Source organism: Candidatus Binatia bacterium (assembly GCA_029243485.1).
GTDB lineage: Bacteria > Desulfobacterota > Binatia > UBA12015 > UBA12015 > VGTG01.
In genome coordinates this window covers 1-14,289 of the sequence record JAQWRY010000083.1, presented here as the reverse complement: position 1 = coordinate 14,289, position 14,289 = coordinate 1, and the positions used below count along the sequence as shown (strand labels likewise).

The window sequence follows — 14,289 nt, the reverse complement described above, 5'->3', positions numbered from 1 at the left end:
GCGGGGACCTGGAGCTACCGACCCTCCATCCGCTGAAGCATCTGGCCGGCGACTGCGCGGCGCTCTTCAACACGGTCGGTGGCGTCGGCGGTACACCGAGCAGCGAACAGGAGTGCCTGCATACGCTCTGCACCGAGCTGTGGCCCGACCCGGCGTCGACCGACAATTGCGCGTGGTCGGCGACGCGGGACGCCACCCAGCCCGAAACGCACGCCCTCGCCGTATGTCTCACCGCCACGACTCCACCGGGCACGCCCGCCAGCGCGCAGGGGAATCGACCTGACGAAATACATGACGCTGACTTCGGCGAGGTGGTTAATTTGACAAAGTTCCAGATTCTCTCACAGTCCGGTGTAGCTGCGCTATCGCAAGTCAACCATGCGCTATCGCAAGCCAACCAGTCGGCGCAGTCCGTCATTAGCTTACTAGGCGAGGAATGAAGCGCGGCGGGGGGCGCGGGACCGGATCGATCCGGTGCCCGTGCGGCCCCGAAGGGCCGGAACGTCACCTCGACTGGATCGTGTGAGAATTGTCGATCTTCCAGGTCAGGTTGTAGGGGGCTACGCGCGGGCTTACCCGCGCCGAGCACTGGCCGAACCGTCCATGAGGCAGAACGAGGCGCACGCATACGTCCGGTAAGGCGCCGTTAGGTCGAATTGGAGCCAAAAAGGGGCTTCATGTCGGCTATCCGCAAAGAGCCAACGCGCCCTCACGGTAGCCGGGATGCCGGCATCGACCGACCACGGCCAGAGCCAGGCCCTGGTCCGACGGCCCGCGATGGCTGCCGAGCGCGCCACATGCCAAGCTGCGCCACCGTCATGGCCCTCGCCTTTCGCACGACGCTCGCCCTCGTCCTCATCGCGACGATTGCAGTGGCGATCTCACACCGGATCGACGGCCGCCCCGGAGTCGTGACCGTCTACGCCGATCGGACGGTCGGAGTCGTGCGACCGATCTGGGACGAGGTGAATCTCTGGAAGCTTCTGGCGACGTTCGGCGTGCATCGACCAGACCCGGCCGAGATGTGGGGAGGAGAAGGCTGGCTCCGCCGCGCGGCGCCCTGGCTCCGCTACGCACGCGTGGTGGCCCCGCTCGGCGGCAACTATGCCCCCGAGATCGCGGAGGCCTGCGATCACCGCCAGGAGTCCGAAGGGCACGTTCCCAACTGGGAGTGCGGCCAGGGGGGCCATCCCGGGGTCGCCGCGGTCAACGAGAGTATGCGCTGGGTCGACGGCGAGTGGGTGGTCGACTACTCGCCCTTTCGCACTTCGCTCCAACGGCTCCTGCGAAGCGGCGTCAGGCCCCACCTGAACCTGTCGGCCACCCCAGTCGCGTTCACCGGAGGAACCGGCGACTTCCGCCACTATCACTGGAACGCCAAGCCGCCCGAGGACCTCGAAGGGTGGCTCGACTACGTCCGGGACGCCTTCGCCTCGGTAGAAGACCTCGACCGCACGGGCTGGCGCGTCTCGATCATCAACGAACCGAACTGCCTGATCCCGGACGAGAACGGAGACATCCAGCACGTCGGTTTTGCCAGCAACCCGGACGGCTACGCGAGCACGTGGACTGCGGCAGCCCGCACCGTTTCGGAGATCGCGCCCGAGGTCGTCGTCCACCCGGGAAACTACGTCACCAGCGACACCTTCGAAGGCGAGGACAATCTGCAACTCTACCTCGCCTCTCTGGGTGCCGAGCTCGAAGCCGCTCCCGACCTCTCGTGGGAGGGCCTGCCCTATATCGGCATGAGCCTCTATGAGGTACCCGACACGACCCTGGAGGATTTCCGCGCGACACGGATTCGTCGTCTGATCCGGGCCCAGACGGACAACGGCCTCGCGAAGCGCCCCATCAAGATCGACGAGCTCGGCCTCCACGTGAACGTGCGGCGACCGTTCGAGGCCGAGGCCGACCAACCGCTTCGCACCACCCGGTTTGCCGGCAGCTGGTTTGCCGAGGCGCAACGCTCGTTCATCGACGCTGGCGACGTCGTGTCGAGCGCCCCCTGGCTGAAGGCGATCGTGCAGATGCCGAGCTTGAAACCGCTGCCCGCCGGGCACGTGTACGGAATGCTCGGACTGCTTGCGGGTCAGCTCGAGACCTCGTCGGAATCGGGAGAGCCGATCGCGTTGCGCACAAGTGGACATGAGGACGGTCTTCCACGACTCGCGACGCGCGTCGGTCCCGGCCCCGGCCTGAGGCCTGAATCGACCCTGCGGGCGATCGCGACCGGCACTGGGGAAGGCATCGTCCGGATATTCGTCGTCCATCATCAACCAACTCCCCTGAAAGACGGCGACCCCAGGCAGGAGGAGCTGGCTAGAGAGGTGCGGGTCGAAGTCGCCGGACTCCCGGCCGGCAGCTACTCGCTTCGGCACGCATCGATCGGCGGCCGCGGGGGCGCCGTCTGGAATGGCGAGGAGGTTTCACCGCTTCTCTGGCACGTGGACGGATGCGTGACGAGCACCGGCGAACGCGTGCGCGCCCCGGACGCCTTACACATGCCCGCCAACTCGGTGTGGCTGTTCGAGATCGAGCCGCGCGCGGAATGCCAGCGCGCATGAGAGCCCTTGGCGCATGCTGCGCCGGCGTCATGACGCTGGCCCTGATCTCATCCGCCTGCGAACCCGAGCCGCCGCCCGCGCCTGCACCTGCTCCGCCCGTAGCCTTCCGCGACACGACCGACGACGCTCGGCTGCAATACCGCTCGGAGAGCTTCGACGCAGCGGCCGGCGACGTGGATGGAGATGGGAGCCTCGAGCTCTACCTCCCGAACCATGGCGCGGAGGCGCTGCTCCTCACCACCTCTGCGGTCGGGCCCTGGACGAACCGGCGGCCCAAGAGCGGGTTGGATCCGCGGGGCGATCAACACGGCACGGCACTGGGCGATTACGACGGAGATGGCGACCTCGATCTGTACGTCTCCCTCGGCGCGGGGCGCGGCACGGCAAGCAAGGCGAACCGCCTGTACCGCAACGACGGCGGGGGCACCTTCACTGACGTCGCCGTCGCCGCCGGGGTCGAGGACCCCGACGGCCGCTCCCGAGCCGTCGCCTGGCTCGACGCAAACCGCGACGGCCGTCTCGACCTGCTGCTCGGAAACTACGCAACTCCGGCGCGACTCTTCCACGGCCGTGACGACGGTACGTTCGAGGACGCGACCGCGACCCTGGGCCTCTCGGTACCCGCACCGCTGGTCGCGTGGACGGACTACGACCGCGATCTCTTCCCCGACCTCCTGATCCGCTCACGCGACGGACTGAAGCTCCTTCACAACGAGAACGGCGACTTCGTCGACCGCACCCGCGCGTCCGGCCTCGGGGCCGTCGGCGACATGGTGGGCGCCATGAGCTTCGCGGACGCGAACGGTGACGGCCTCCTCGATCTCTATCTCGGATACGGTACGCAGTACGTCGAAGGCGTCGTAGAAGCCGACGGAGAAATCCGCTTCGCCTTCTTTGCGGGCGACGGCTCCAAGGGCTTCGACTTCACCACGGAAACGGATGCCATCAGCTACGACCTTTTCCACAACGGCCACGCCGTCGAAGCGGGGGACGTACACTCGCAGGAGCCTCCTTCAGCCGAGGGGTTCTCCGTGTGGCGGGATGCCAGCCCGGAACGTCGCTGGCATTTGCGCTGGGCCGGGGCCGGAGATCACCATCTCTCGGGCGTGATTCGTGCCGCCCACGACCCCGAGCTCATCGAGCTCGGAACCTGGCGACCGAGCGGCGGCAGCCTCTGGCTCGGCGAAGCAGACGGCTCCTTCGAGCGCGCAGACATTGCCGGCCTCGAACACGACGCCAACGTTCAGATGGCCGTGTGGGAAGACTTCAATAACGACGGCTGGGTCGACCTCTATCTGGTCGACGGCGGGATCGAGGGGGAGGGGCGGCCAAACGTTCTGCTCCTGAACCGAAAGGGCCGCACCTTCTCGAGAGCGAGCGACCCGACGGCCACCGGTACGCCTTCACCCGGCGGCGAGAGGGGCTCGGCCGCACAGGCGCTCGACTACGACCTCGACGGCCGACTCGACCTGCTGCTGCTGAACGGGCTCGGCGTGCGCCCCTTCAACTCGGGGCCGTACCAACTGCTGCGAAACGAGTCACCGAAGGCGCATTGGGTCGACCTCGAACTCATCGGCACCTCGTCCAACCACCAGGGACTCGGCACGTGGGTCGACCTCGACGCGTGCGGGCGACGGCGGACGCAGTACTACGATGGCCCTCGGGGATCGTTCTCGCAATCCGCGCGACCGATCCACTTTGGACTCGGAGCGTGTGAGGCGATCGATTCCGTACGGCTGCGATGGCCGTCCGGCATCGTTCAGGAGGTCGACAACGTCTCCATCGATCGGCAGAACGTGATCCGCGAACCCTCCCGATGAGCCGAACCCTGAAAACGCTCGCTTTCCTCTCCGTAGCAACGCTTCTGTCTGTCGCGTGCGAACGGACGCCACCGGCGCGGCCCAACGTGGTCCTGATCGTGATCGACACGCAGCGCGCCCAGAACCTTTCCCTCTACGGCTACGAGCGCGACACCTCTCCCGAGTTCACACGCTTCGCACACGAGGCGCTCACCTTCGAACTGGCGACCGCGCCAGGCACGTGGACCGTACCAACCCACGCGTCGTTGTTCACCGGACGCTGGCCCTCGTTCCACGGTGCCGAACGAGTCGGCGTCGACGGCCTGGTTGCGCGACCCATGAATCCCGAGATCCCCACCCTAGCGGAGCTCCTGCAACGCGACGGCTACACGACGGCCGCGTTCGTGGCGAACGTGACGTATCTGTCCCCCCTGTTCGGATTCCAACGCGGTTTCGATCAGTTCACCAACGACCTCGACTGGCCCCGCGCCGACCACGTCGCCACCGCCGTCAACGACTGGCTCGAATCCCAACAGGCTCCGTTCTTCCTGTTCGTAAACCTGCTCGACCCGCACGAACCCTACGAGCCGCCCGAGCCCTTCGACACCCGCTTCGATGGCAAGAATCCGGAGCATGGCACGATGATGACGGAGAAGATGCACGCCCGGGTGCGCTTCACCGACGAGATGCGGGCCCATTTCGTCTCGCAGTACGACGGCGAAACCGCCTTCACCGACCAGGCCCTCGGCACGATCCTCGACACCCTACGAGCGCGCCCCGATTACGGCAACAGCGTCGTGATCGTGACGTCCGACCACGGGGAGATGCTCGGGGAGCACCAGCTCGCCGGCCACGTCGTCGAGCCCTACGAGCCCGAGCTTCACGTTCCTCTCGTGGCAAAGCTTGCCGGCGGCCGCCGTGCCGGCGAGCGTGTGGAGGACCGTGTCTCGACGATGGGGGTATTCGCGACCATTCTCGACGCGGTCGGGATTCCGCTCCCCGAGGGCACCCAGGCGGTCCGACTCACCGAGCCACACCCGGTGTTCGCCGAGGACGTGACCGCCCGCGGACGGCGCGTGCGCGTCGCCTACCGGGGCGACCACAAGCTGGTCTCCTCCACGCCCCTCGGCTCGCCGGAAACCACCCGGTTGTTCCATCTCGCCGCCGATCCGGGTGAGGACCGGCCGGTCGTCGACGGCAGCGGTGCGACCCGACTTCGGGAAGAGCTCGCGGCGTTCACCCGGGCGCCTCGCCCGGAGAACGACACCGCTCTACCGACCATCGACGCGGACCGGGAGCGCAAGCTGCGCGCCCTGGGCTACGTCCGCTGAGACATCACTCCACGTACCCGAACGTGCGCAGCACCCGACACTTCATCCCCGGGGAGGATCGGGGATCGGGGGGGAGAGGTACAGTTCATAAAGAGGGTCGCCCTGCGGTCCAAGGACGACCTCGGGCGCCGCGTGTTGTCCGAGGACCTCCCTTCGGAACGCCAGGAAGTTCGCTCGATCGCCGGGGAGGCGGATGCCGTCGGCCTCGGACGCGTGCGCCACGGTGAGGGTGCGCCGCCCGCGATAGTCTTCCTCGAAGAGGCGGTTCATTTCTCCAGCCTCCGCCGCCTCGGGCCTCGAAAAGAAGATCCAGTGATCGTGGTAGCGGCGACGCTTTTCGGGGGGCGCAAGCGCGAAGAGCTGATTGTGGAGCCCCCACTGGGAGGACACGATCACGTCGGGATCGAGTTCTTGCACCCGTTGGGCCAGCGAATAGATCGCAGGACTGGCCCAGTCGAGAAATGCGTCAGCCGACCGCGTGCGATCCAGGTATTCCGCGGACCGTTGCACGTTCAAGACGACGACCAGCGTGGCGATCGCGATGACGCCGGACGCGACAGGTCGCTTCCATGAGGTCTGCACCGAGCCGGCCACGGCGGCGAACAGCGCGACTGCCAGGAAGTAGCCGTCGGGGTGAAGCGCGAGCATATAGTGCGGCCTCGTCGCCTGGGGAGTGACCAAGATCAGAACGAGAACGGTCGTAGACAATGCAACGAAGAACAAGACGATTGGCCACGCGGAGGTCGGAATTTCATCGACCTCGAAGGTCCTTCTCGAGATTGTCAGGAGGGACGCAGTCAACAGACCGGCAAGGAGGCCGCTCCACGGCGCCGCCGGTATCGGCGGCTGATCAAACAGGATCATGCGCAGCGCCTCTCCGGTAAGCGTCAGCCAAGCCCAGGTCGAGACGTAGTCCCAGCGGGCCATACTCAGGACCGATTCCTGCTCGTGTCCCGTCTCATAGTGGAACAAGAGAGGCAGGACGGACGTCACTGCGACGTAAAGCCCGATCGCAGTGGGCACGCTCAGAAGAACCCAGGAGCCCGGCGCCCCAGCGATCAGGCCTTGGCGAAGTCGCCGAGAGAAGGTCAGCGCTGCCGTCGCCAGGCCGATCACGAACCATGCGAAGTTGAGCTTGTCGAAGACGCCGAGCCCGAGAACGAGGAGCAATCCTGCCAGCAACCGGTTCGACGGTGAGCGGATCCACCGGAACAGGAGGAGAAGCCCAAGAGCCTTCATGAGGCTCATCATGGCGTTTGGTCCCAGGTCGAGCCGACTGGCGAAGAAGAGAGCGGGATCGGTCGCGAGAGCCAGGAGAAAGACGAGTCCCAGAAAGCGGCCGAAGAGCATCGACGCGAGTCGAGCGTTTACGTAGAGGCTCGCAGCGAAAAGCAAGAGCGCAGGAATCCGAATGCTCTCGGGGGAGACCCCCCAGATCCAGAACACCGGGGCATAGAGCCACGCCTTCAAGGCCCCGATGTAGGCCATCAGCAGAACGGGCACGCCCCAGACTCGGAGGTGGATGAAGGTTTCGTTCAGTCCACCGAGCGACGCATTTACGAAGAGCACCTCGTCGTACAGGAGCCCAGGGCGGCCGATGCCCTGAACTCCCACCAGGAGGAATGTGGCAATCACGGCGAGCCTGACCAACTCCTCGCCGTGCAGAGCCGCGAACGCCGACCAGCTTCGACCTATTTCGGCTGTCGCAGCCCCGCGGCAATCTGATGCTTCCCGTGGCATGTACAGTCCCCCACCCTAGACGGCACCGCCGCGTATCCGGTTTCGCAAGCCTTCACAACACCCCACAAAGGTCGCAAGGACCGACTCCCCGGTGGACAGGCGCCGGCCGCGCCAGCGCTGGCAACATCTCGTCACCGACCGCCCCCGTCTCTCCGTGACCCCCACACCCGCCGCACGCTACAAGGAGAGAAACGATGGCCACCGGTGGCCACCTTGATGATGCCCGCGCGCACGCCGGTGTCGCCTATGCCCTCGGTCAGTTCCTTGACGTACATCGCAGCGTAGGCGAGCAAACGTGCCGGAAGTGTCTCTTACAAATCGACCCCGAAGATCCCGACTCAGCTGACGACGTACAGATCAGCACCACGTTAGGAGGACGCTCGCTCCTCGTGCATCCGCCGACCCCCACCAGGACGACCAGCAAGAAAAGGCACCACCAACGCCGCATCACAACCTCTACGATTCGCACACCGCCGCCTTCGGGTCGAGCTTCGTCTTGTCTTCACGCATCGTGTCGAACCCGGCCAACTCTTCGTCGATCGCATCTTACGTCTCGCCCAGCCGCTCCAAGGCGCGACCCTATACGAAGTGTCGGTTCGGTGGGCTTCCGGTCCGATCGAACGAGAAGACGCTTTTCCGGTCTTCGCACCTTCGTACCGGAGGAGCTTCCACCCTGGTATCGTGCCCGAGATGAGCACCGAGACTTACGTCGCGCTCCGACGACTTCAGAATCGTTATGCAGACATCGTGACCCGCCGCGCGTGGGCCGAGCTCGCCGAGATTTTTCGGCCCGACTGCCGCCTAGATCTCGATCTCGGGGACCGCAGCGCGACGTTCACGGGCCCAGGCGAGGTGGGCGCGTTCATCGGCAAGGCGATCGAGCCGTTCTCGTTCTTCCAGTTCGTGATCCTGAACACCGTCATCGAGATCGACGAGGAGAGCGACCGCGCGGCTGCGCGCATGTACATGCACGAGTTGCGGGTCGAAGCGGACACGGGGAGACGAACCGACGCGTACGGTGTCTATCACGACCGGTTCGATCGCGACGCTGACGGGTGCTGGCGGTTCGCCCGCCGGCGGTACGGCTCGTTCTCTCGTACGGCGCCCGAGGGCGTGCCCGGGGATCAGGTGGTCTTTCCCCTGCCCGAGATCGATCTGCGGACGCTGCTCGCGGAGGATTGAGAAGCGGCCGGGCCATCGCATCCGCGTCGCCGCGCGACCGGGCAGGACCGCTAGCTGCCAATCCCCCGATTGGACTGAACGACCGACCCGCGAAGGCTTGGGACCGATCTGCCAAAATTGGCTAGTACGGGCTACATGCGAATCCCTATTCTGTACGTCGTCAAGACGATAGGAAGCACGAGCGGCCTTCTCACTGATTGTCCACCGGGAACCGTACTGGGCTTAATGCCCTCGCTTGGCCCGGGCGGCTGTCTCCTCTCGCGTTCGCGTTGCGAAGGATCGGCAGGCTCCGCGCTTCACCCCCGCTCATTCGAAGACGTTGCCGTGCCGGCGGTGCTCGTCCTGGCCGGCGTTCGACGGTAACAGAAATCAAAACCCTGCCTTTGAACTTCCTATCCGCCTATAGAGCGTACCCGAACAACAGGAAGACAACTCTCTGCGGGGCTGAGGACAGCTCTAACCGTTTGAGTATTCCGGAAAAGCAGTCTGAAACAGACTCAGGGCCAGGATTGCCACAAAAATCATGAGCGAGAACGTATTGAGCAATTTGGTTTTCGTAATTGTCCAAGAACAATTCAAGAATCCCATGATAGCCAAGATCACTGTTAATAAAGCAAATTGCGATAGGCTGATAAAAAGTAAAGTAGCGACATTCCAAAACCCTGTCGCTCCTGGGACCAAGTCCTGATTAACGATGTATTGCTCCCTGCCCCCACCAAACACTCCAACCATGAAAGTGCCGATCCAATTGGCCCAAAGCGATATATAAAGCGAGAAAGTCGCGACCTTCTTTGAAAACTTTGGCAGAGATAAAAGGGGCCACATCCAAGCAAAAGCAAAAAATACTAAACCCTGAAGGACACCGATCAAATGGGCCTGCAAAAGTCCGATTTGAGCCATCGCATAAGGGGAGTAAATTGGTGCCAGCAGCCCCAATAGAAACATTACAAGCCCAGATATTAGAAACTGTCTTTCAAATTGAAATTTCATTATTTCCCCTGATTGCCAAAAGACAGTTGACGATAAACAACATCAAGGCTTTTGGCCCCAAATGACTTCTAGCCGTCAACTCCAAACCTCCCCCGGGGAGCCGCCGCCCCCTACCCGCCCGAGGCGAAGCCGCTGGGCCGCTGGCCGACAAATACGAGCAAATCGACTAAAAGAAAGAAAGTCCTGCGGATAGCCTACATGAAGCCCCTTTTTGGCTCCAAGCCAACCTAGCGGCGCCTTGCCGGACGTATGCGTGCGCCTCTTTCTGCCTCATGGAGCCGCGTGTTGCCCCACCGACTGCGCCTCGAGCTCTTTCAGGAGGGCGGCAGGAACCTGAAGGCCTGCGGGGTCAAGCCGTTGCTCGTCCCGGTGCCGCCACGAACGAAGTGACCGAACGATTGATTGCGGCGAGCTGGATCGCCTGAATCCGCACCAGAATCGCAAGGCCGGACCTCGAAAAGTTCGGCCAGACGATCGATATCAATCCACTTGTCAGCCGTTACGATTTCAGCCGGAACCATTTCCAACTTTGCGAAGATGCGCTCCGGTGATCCCTCATGCGCTCGCATGAAATCAGGCAGTAGAACGGCGCCACTGACGCGAGTTTTTCCTGAAACCTGCATTTGAGGGCTAGCGCCACTCTCTTCCGCCCCGGAGTCAACTGACATCCTACCCATTCGCGCCGATCCATCCCCTGTCGCCGCACTTGACGCGATGACTCCTACCGGATCGGTCCAGAGTCGGAGACGATCAGACGCAGATCGCGATGCCGCCCGCGTCACGATCGACAATCAGGAAGCCTCTGCGGGGCTGCAGAGCTGGATCTCCGGACCGGGCCCCTTGCAGACAGCGATGGCCGGTCGGTCTGGGCCGGATAGAACCGCCCCACTCCAACCCCCACCTCTCTTTACCGTGACGGTCGTGAACCAGTGCGCGCTCGAGGTGAGTCCGCGGATGGAGAGATCTCCGGATTCGATGGAGAATGGTCCCGGACCGGGGCCGCTCTCGGCCGCAACGCCACCATTGCCAACGACCAGCTGTGGGGGCCACAGCTCGGAGCCCTGCTGGGTCGTGCGAGACGCCTGGAACAGGTGCATGTGGCCGGAGAGCACGAGTTCCACTGGAGAGACGCCCGCGGGCCCGCCGAAGGCCCGAAGCCAGGCAGCTTGCAGCGTCCGGTTATTGATCTCCGGACGGCAGTCCGGATCGCTCCCCTCCGAGCAGATTCCGACGACGCCGACCAGTGGTCGGTGGGTGACGATCCAGGTCGGCCGGCTCGGATCCGGGTCCGGTGCATCGAAAACCTCGGACAGCTGGCCTGCGTAGATCGCGGTCGTCGACTCTGGCGCGAAGTAGTCGCATGCGTTGGCGGAATCGATGACGACCAGGCGCCGGGTGCCAAGATCGATGACACGGGGCGGAAGAACGAGGACACGGTCGAGCACGTCGCCGACCGGCGGAACCGCACGCCCCTGCGGCGGGCACGAAATCTGACCGGACTGGTCGAGGTTGCTTCCGGCGTCGAGGAAGTAGAGCCAGCCGGGACCCGCGCGACTGCACAATTCGTGGTTACCCCGCGCGATCACCAGCGGTGCCGCACGCAGGAGTGGCTCTGCGGGCTCGAAGAACTCGATCCACCAGTTCTCCCAGTTGTCGGGGAAATCGCTGTAGCCCGCGTTCTGACTGATGTAGGGGCGATCGAGGCTGCACCCTGGACCGTCGACGTGGTCGCCTGCGTCGTAGATCAACAGAGTCTTTTCGTCATCGGCGTATTTCGGAGTGCCTCGATAGTTCCCATCGCCGACGTGGATGATGACCTGCGGCGCTGGATCGAGGGTAGAGATGTTCTGCGCCATGCGTTGCAGCGGCTCTGCCGGGGTACCGGGAGGGCAATCGTCGGCGTCGCACCCCGTATCCCCGGTCAGGAGCAACCGCTCAGGTTCGAGGACCGCCACCGGCAGCGACTGGCCGGACCAGGAGACCCGGAACTCCTTCTCGAACGGAAGGATGGCTTCACAGACTCCGACCGTAAACCCATGCGGATTCTCGCGACGGGTCATCGGCCTGCGGCCGCCCTCGCTGTCGATCAATTCCGGACAGCCCCCGCTCTGCTCGGTGACGATTGCACGTGCATAAGCCGTAGGCCCGGTGTCCGCGGCCCCGCCGAGAATCACGTAGGACGTGATGGTCTGTTCTTGCCGGTCTCGCGCTGAGTCTGCGCAACTCGAGACCAGCGCAGCACCGAGCCCCACGATCATCAATAGACAAATCACTTTCCGCATTCTGACAGTCGTTGCATGCAAACCGCAGCAAAAACAAACCCCGATAGAAGACATTGGATGGTATCGAGCAAGCGCTTTTCTTTTCAGCAGAAGTAAGCGTCGAGTGCGGGGGGAATCGAACCCCGCGAGGTGAGCAGCGCCTAGCGTTTTCGAGCGCAGGGGAGCGACTTCGCCGCCGAAAAGCGGCCTGAGACGCCCTCAACTGTTCGGAATCTGTTCGGATCGAACAGGAACTCGAGACGACAACTGCACGCGCGATCGCGTGCCGAAACAGAACGGAGAAGAACAATGTTGACACCCGAACAGGGAGACCGAATCTGCGATCTTTGTGGAGACCTCTCCACGCTGGTCACTGCCGGCGCGCCGGAAATTGACGCCGCCTGCGACACCGCCGTTTCCGCCGCACAGGCTGCGGAATCTAGGGAGGCGGCAGCGACGGAGTTCCGGCGGATCATGGACGGTCACCTGCACACGTGGTGCTGGGACACGCTCGGTGATGAAGTGTTCGACCCGCCCGAACAGGGAAACAACGGCCTACCGATAGACCGGGTCGACGACCTGACGAGGCAGGTCTCGGTGGTCGCGGAGAGGATCTTAGACCTGGTGCTGCAAGACGCTGGATGACAAGTGTCAGCCGAGCCTGGAAGCGGAGTCCACACGCCGCGGGGGCCGGGCGCCAAGAACTGGCCGACGCACGGAAGCCGCCAAGCACCTCCTGTGCCTATGGCGACTACCTTTCCAAGCTCTTGCCGTTCCACGAGCCGAGGCTCAGGCGAGTCCTTGCCAGTGATAGGTGGATTCGGGGACCGTTGTAGTACCGGGCGTAGACCGAAAGGACCCTCCGGAGATGCTGCTCGTTCAGGCCGATCATATGATCCAGGCACTCTCGACGCAGGGACCCGATGAATCGCTCCACGTAGGCATTCTGCCAAGGGGGCCGAGGGAATCTCGCAAAGGCCGAGCCCGGAGACCCGCCGTCGGAAGGCCACGCCGTAGATTTGATCGCGATCTCGGATCACGTACCGCGCTGTCGTCTTCCACGGGGGCGCCTCGACCATCTGCTGCGCGGTCCACTCGGCCGTCGGGTGGGCGGTCACGTTGAGGTAAAGGAGCTTCCGGCGCTCCAGGCTCAGCACCACGAACACGTATATCTAACCGAGCGTCACGGTCGGCACCATCGCAAGGCCGATCGTGATCGTCTCGCGCAGATGATTATTGCGCAGGAAGGCCCGCCAACCCTGCGAGGGTAGCTTGCGGTTGCGCGGCAGGTACTTCGACCGCGGGCTGCGCGACGGTGAAACCGAGCTTGAGCAGTTCGCCATGGATCCGAGATGCTCGCCCCGTCGGATTCGCCTCGTGCATCGTCGCGATGAGCTCCTGAATTTCTCGCGATATCCCAAGACATCCAAGCTGACGCCTCCGACACTTCCAGCGCCAGAAAAGGCGAAACCCTCGCGATGCCAGGATCACGGCCTCACGCTGAACCAGGGCCAGAGCTTGACGCCATCCAGTCCAGAGACGGGAGAGCCACACCCACAGAACGCGGTCTCCCCTGTGCAGGGCGCGCCGACGGCCACCACCAGCGTTGCAGCACGAGAAGCTGGTGGAGAAGTGCGGGGATCTCGACGCCGAGAGCGACATAACTCCGGGAGAGGTCGGGCCAAATCAAGAGGAGAGCCCGAAGAGCCAATCCATGTAGCCCCGCGGTGTAGCCGCCCGACAGAACTCCCCAACAATCTCGGTACGATCGAGTTCTGGGAAGCCACAGGTCCGGCCGGGAGGAGACGAGACGGGGTTTGGGCAGCGACCCTCCCCATGCTCACGTTCGCCGGCAATCTGTTGGGCTCTGCCCTGGTGCTGTTGTATAGTTGTAATTTGTATTCCAGGGCGGCTCGCCCCAAAAACCGAGAGAGAACCAATGGAAGGACTACAGGACCTAGACCGAGGCGAGACACGCGAGATCTTCTGGAACACTCCGGAGTTCTTCCACACGACGCTCATCGAGTTCTTCGATTTCGTCTATTTCAGCCTACCGCTAGTGCTGTTCGCGGTCTGGGGATTGACCATCCTCTACCCTCTCTACCGCTGGTACGCGATCGTCCGGAAGGGTCAGCCCGAGAACCGGTTCGACCAACTGGGCATCCGCTTGCGGCGAATGCTCTTCGAAGGCGTGGGCCAGGGGCGGGTCGTGCGCGAGCCCGCGGGTGTGGCCCACCAGGTACTCTTCGTCTCGTTCGTGCTACTGTTCGCCGGCACGAACATCATCACGGTCGAGGCCGACACCAAACTCGATTTCTATTTCGGCGCCTTCTACTGGGTCTACAAGTTCGTGATGGATCTGGCGGGGGTCGGGCTGATGGCCAGCTCCGGCTACTTCCTCTACCGTCGCTACGCCGCCCCT

At 63.8% G+C, this 14,289-nt stretch carries 12 protein-coding genes; 7 read left to right on the top strand and 5 right to left on the bottom strand.

What is annotated here, in order from left to right:
• From P8R42_24125 to P8R42_24110, 4 genes are all read left to right on the top strand, one after another.
• On the top strand, positions 1 to 440 hold a 440-nt coding region (locus P8R42_24125), incomplete at its 5' end, for a hypothetical protein (GenBank protein MDG2307685.1).
• A gap of 378 nt (positions 441 to 818) precedes the next feature.
• Positions 819 to 2,564, top strand: coding sequence for a hypothetical protein (locus tag P8R42_24120; GenBank protein MDG2307684.1), 1,746 nt, complete (start codon positions 819 to 821; stop codon positions 2,562 to 2,564).
• A 29-nt stretch (positions 2,565 to 2,593) separates the two neighbouring features.
• Entirely contained in the window at positions 2,594 to 4,384 is a 1,791-nt protein-coding gene (locus P8R42_24115) for a CRTAC1 family protein (GenBank protein ID MDG2307683.1), read from the top strand.
• Positions 4,381 to 5,694 carry a sulfatase gene (locus tag P8R42_24110; GenBank protein ID MDG2307682.1) on the top strand — a complete coding sequence of 438 codons (1,314 nt, stop codon included), beginning with the start codon at positions 4,381 to 4,383 and terminating at the stop codon, positions 5,692 to 5,694. Before P8R42_24115 ends, P8R42_24110 begins: the two co-directional genes overlap by 4 nt.
• Positions 5,695 to 5,736: 42 nt before the next feature.
• Here the strand turns inward: P8R42_24110 and P8R42_24105 are convergent, their stop codons facing one another.
• Positions 5,737 to 7,329, bottom strand: coding sequence for a glycosyltransferase family 39 protein (locus P8R42_24105; protein MDG2307681.1), 1,593 nt, complete (start codon positions 7,327 to 7,329; stop codon positions 5,737 to 5,739).
• Between the two features lie 795 nt (positions 7,330 to 8,124).
• On the opposite strand from P8R42_24105, the gene P8R42_24100 reads away from it, so the two are divergent.
• Positions 8,125 to 8,616: a nuclear transport factor 2 family protein gene (locus P8R42_24100; GenBank protein MDG2307680.1), complete on the top strand. Its 492-nt coding sequence runs from the start codon at positions 8,125 to 8,127 to the stop codon at positions 8,614 to 8,616.
• Positions 8,617 to 9,072: 456 nt separating this feature from the next.
• On the opposite strand, the gene P8R42_24095 is transcribed toward P8R42_24100, so the two are convergent.
• Both P8R42_24095 and P8R42_24090 read right to left on the bottom strand, forming a co-directional pair.
• Complete coding sequence (locus tag P8R42_24095; protein ID MDG2307679.1) at positions 9,073 to 9,561, bottom strand: hypothetical protein; 489 nt, start codon at positions 9,559 to 9,561, stop codon at positions 9,073 to 9,075.
• A gap of 836 nt (positions 9,562 to 10,397) precedes the next feature.
• Positions 10,398 to 11,888: a metallophosphoesterase gene (locus P8R42_24090; GenBank protein ID MDG2307678.1), complete on the bottom strand. Its 1,491-nt coding sequence runs from the start codon at positions 11,886 to 11,888 to the stop codon at positions 10,398 to 10,400.
• Positions 11,889 to 12,176: 288 nt separating this feature from the next.
• Here P8R42_24090 and P8R42_24085 point away from each other — a divergent pair, with 288 nt between their 5' ends.
• The gene (locus tag P8R42_24085) at positions 12,177 to 12,512 is read left to right on the top strand and encodes a hypothetical protein (GenBank protein ID MDG2307677.1); all 336 of its coding nucleotides are present in this window, start codon (positions 12,177 to 12,179) and stop codon (positions 12,510 to 12,512) included.
• Between the two features lie 106 nt (positions 12,513 to 12,618).
• On the opposite strand, the gene P8R42_24080 is transcribed toward P8R42_24085, so the two are convergent.
• Together P8R42_24080 and P8R42_24075 are read right to left on the bottom strand one after the other, a co-directional pair.
• Positions 12,619 to 12,804: an integrase core domain-containing protein gene (locus P8R42_24080; protein ID MDG2307676.1), complete on the bottom strand. Its 186-nt coding sequence runs from the start codon at positions 12,802 to 12,804 to the stop codon at positions 12,619 to 12,621.
• Positions 12,805 to 13,039: 235 nt separating this feature from the next.
• A complete protein-coding gene (locus P8R42_24075; GenBank protein ID MDG2307675.1) occupies positions 13,040 to 13,210 on the bottom strand; it encodes a hypothetical protein in 171 nt (56 codons plus the stop codon).
• Between the two features lie 596 nt (positions 13,211 to 13,806).
• Between P8R42_24075 and P8R42_24070 the strand changes: the two genes are divergently transcribed.
• A partial coding sequence (locus P8R42_24070; protein MDG2307674.1) for a hypothetical protein occupies positions 13,807 to 14,289 on the top strand: 483 nt, incomplete at its 3' end.

Bases quoted from the DNA above. Each gene is read 5' to 3' on its own strand.
- P8R42_24120 (MDG2307684.1), top strand. From the start codon at position 819: ATGGCCCTCGCCTTTCGCACGACGCTCGCCCTCGTCCTCATCGCGACG.
- P8R42_24115 (MDG2307683.1), top strand. From the start codon at position 2,594: ATGACGCTGGCCCTGATCTCATCCGCCTGCGAACCCGAGCCGCCGCCC.
- P8R42_24110 (MDG2307682.1), top strand. From the start codon at position 4,381: ATGAGCCGAACCCTGAAAACGCTCGCTTTCCTCTCCGTAGCAACGCTT.
- P8R42_24100 (MDG2307680.1), top strand. From the start codon at position 8,125: ATGAGCACCGAGACTTACGTCGCGCTCCGACGACTTCAGAATCGTTAT.
- P8R42_24095 (MDG2307679.1), bottom strand. From the start codon at position 9,561: ATGTTTCTATTGGGGCTGCTGGCACCAATTTACTCCCCTTATGCGATG.
- P8R42_24090 (MDG2307678.1), bottom strand. From the start codon at position 11,888: ATGCGGAAAGTGATTTGTCTATTGATGATCGTGGGGCTCGGTGCTGCG.
- P8R42_24085 (MDG2307677.1), top strand. From the start codon at position 12,177: ATGTTGACACCCGAACAGGGAGACCGAATCTGCGATCTTTGTGGAGAC.
- P8R42_24075 (MDG2307675.1), bottom strand. From the start codon at position 13,210: ATGGCGAACTGCTCAAGCTCGGTTTCACCGTCGCGCAGCCCGCGGTCG.